Below are 2,841 nucleotides of genomic sequence, written 5' to 3' on the forward strand. Positions count from 1 at the left end.
CCGGCAGCGGGTCGGGCCGGGGGCGGCCGCCCCCGAGCCAGCCCCGCCAGCCGGACAGCGGGGAGTCGCCGCGGTGGCCCCGGCGGGCCGGCTGCCCTGGCGCGTGCTGCCGCAGCTCGTCGTGGCGGACCGGCCGGTCGTCGCGCTGCGGCGGCGATTCGCCCCGCAGGCCCGCCCGCCGCGCCTGCTCCCGCGCCTGCGCGTCGCGGGCCTGCTCCTCGACGGTGAGCCGATCCCAATCCCGCTTGGTCTTCCAGAATTCCGAGCGTGCCGCGGACTCCTGCCGCTCCGCTTCGGCCACGCCGTCCCGCCCGGCGGAGTCTTCGGCGGCCCGGCCCGGCTGCGCGGAGTCGCCGTCCCGCTGCCCGCCGTCCTGCTGCCGGGTCTCCTGCCGCTGGGCCTCCTCCCTGGCCGCAACGAGCTGCTGCGTGGCCTCCCGGTAGGTCTTGCCCTTCTCCTTGAGGTCCTTGGTGGCCTGCGCCAGCTCCGGCGACAAGGTGTGGCCGGTGTGCTCGGTGGCCACGTCGTCGTACATCCGGTTGACGTAGGCGTCCCGGAACGCGACGTCCCGAGCACCGGTGGACAAGCCGCGCCACCCGTCGACCACGGACCCGACCAGCGGCATCCCGCTCGGGTTCTCCCTGGCGACCACGCGGAACTCGACGTTGTTCAGCAGCGCCCGGGTCAGGGTCTCCTCGTTGTGGATGACCGAATCCGCGGTGGGCTGGCGCTCCGCTTCGTAGGAATGCAGTTCGCCGGTCTGGGTCAGCTTGGCGGGGTCCCGCGAGGACAGCGCCATCAGGTCGCGGGCGAAGTAGCCGGAGTGCTGCCCGAATGCGTGGCGGTCGCTCGCGTGGCGCTCACCGCCCATGCCCCACGGTTCGGTTTGGCGCACCTCGCTGGTGTGTCCGGTTTCCAGCTCGGAACTGCGCTCGATCTTCGGCTTGATCTTGTTCAGCAGCTCCACCGCGTCGCTGGTGCTGCTGAACTTCGGCGCGTCCGGGAAACGGGCGCGCACCTCCAGCGTCCGGCCCAGCCCGTGCAGCGGAACGTTGAATCCGCCCACCGGCAGTCCGGCCAGCAGCTGCGCGAGGGTGATCGACGACGTCAAGGTTCGGCTGAGCTCTTCGCTGCCGCGTACTCCGGTGTCGCCCAGCGCGCCGCGGGCGGCGTCGATCACTTCCTGGACATCGCCGAAGAAGTGCTCGCCCCACTGGGTGTCCGGCACGGGCTGCGGATGCCCCTGCTCCTGCCAGTCCGCCAGCGCTTCCGGCGTGTGTTCCGCCTCCGGGACGCGGCCGCGGCGGGTGACCTGGCCGTACCGGCTATCCGGCGCCGGCAGCGATTCCTCGAGCAGCTTGGTCACCGCGACCGGCCGGTCCACGGCGACCGCGTCGGTGAAGCTCTCCTCGTTGCGCCCCACTCGCAGCTTCAGCCGCAGGTCCCCGCCGTACTCGGCGACCGGGCCGATGGTTTCGGCGGAGTGCTCGAGGCCGGTCTCCTCGGTCTCGGTACCCGTCCGCTTGCGGAAGCCCCATCGGCTCTGCAGCTGCCCCCCTGTACCTGCCGCGCCGTAGCTGGGGTGGTGCTCCGGCCCGGTGCGGATCTCGCTGCCGCGGCCGCCGAGGCGGGCGCCGAGCATGGTGCTCAACATGGTCCGGGCGCGGCTCGCCTTCTTTTCCACGCTCGGTGTGGCGAGGTTGGTGACCTTCAGCTTGTTGGCGTGCACGAGCTTGCCGTCGCCGCGCGGGGTGAACTCCGCTTCCAGCGCGAAGTGGTAGGTGTTGCCGCGGAATCGGCGTTCGTAGCGCAGCTCGGTGCGCTCGCCGCCGTTCATGGTCTGCTTGGCGGCGTCGTTGACGTCGCTGAGCAGCGTGTTCAGCAGGTCCTGGTTCTGGTGCCAGTTGCCGGCGGAATCCTGCGGCAGCAGGGCTTGCGCGACCTCCGCGCCGTAGCGCTCGGCCAGGCTGGTCCGCACCTGGCCGAGCTGGTCGCGCAGGTCGACCGGGTCGATGATCCCGCCGAGGCCGAACGACGGCCGGACGGCGCGCTGCGGGTCCAGCGCGGGCGGCACCGGCAGCGGCGGTTCGGCCGGTCCGTCCTGTTCAGCGCGCGGGGGGGGTTCGGACGGGCCCGCTTCCGCGGGCTCGTCGGGCCGCACCGGCGCGTCCGGAGCGGCCGTGCCGTCCTGTTCCGGCAGACCGGGCCGCAACTCGTCGAGCTGGTCCTTGGTCAGCCACATCAGCTGGGTGCCGGGCAGTTCGGCGATGTTGCCGCGCCGCCTGACCCCGGAGCGGTCCGGGAACCAGTTGAACGGGTCCAGATTCCCCCGGTACCTGCCCTCGGCGACCATGCCCGCGTGCACCTTGACCCGCGCCAGGTACACCGGCTGCGCCGGATTCTCGATCCGCGTGCGATGGCCGCTTTCCACACCGCGCGTGGTCTCCGCGCCCCGTGACGTGCTGTACGGCGAAGTGTTGACCACGCCGATCCCCTGGCCCTGCGCCAGGTGCCCGTCGTGCTGCGAACCACCCAGGTAGCCCAAGAACACCGAACCCACGAAGCCGGCGCTGGTGACGTTCCAGCCCCGCGCATGGCCCACCTTGTTCCTGGCGGTGAGCTCGCGGGACATCATCTCGTACTCGCTGCGGGTCACCGGCGCGGAATCGTCCAGCACCGGTTTGAGCGTGGTGGCCATCGACACGTGCAGGTTGGCGCGCGCCCGCTGGTAGGACAGCTCCGCGGTCCGGGGCCTGCTGAACCGCTGCGGGTCGGCCTCGATCCGCCGCGGGTTCAGCATCGCTTGCACCGGGCGGACGATCTCCGGGACCGGGAAGCGCA

General features: G+C 72.1%; 1 pseudogene. It reads right to left on the reverse strand.

What is annotated here, in order from left to right:
- A pseudogene (locus IJH84_RS09845) lies at positions 1-2,809 on the reverse strand (hypothetical protein); the annotation flags it as partial.
- Between the last annotated feature and the right edge of the window lie 32 nt (positions 2,810-2,841).

It is taken from the genome of Saccharopolyspora sp. (genome assembly GCF_017434145.1).
GTDB classification, from domain to species: Bacteria; Actinomycetota; Actinomycetes; order Mycobacteriales; family Pseudonocardiaceae; genus Saccharopolyspora_C; species Saccharopolyspora_C galaxeae.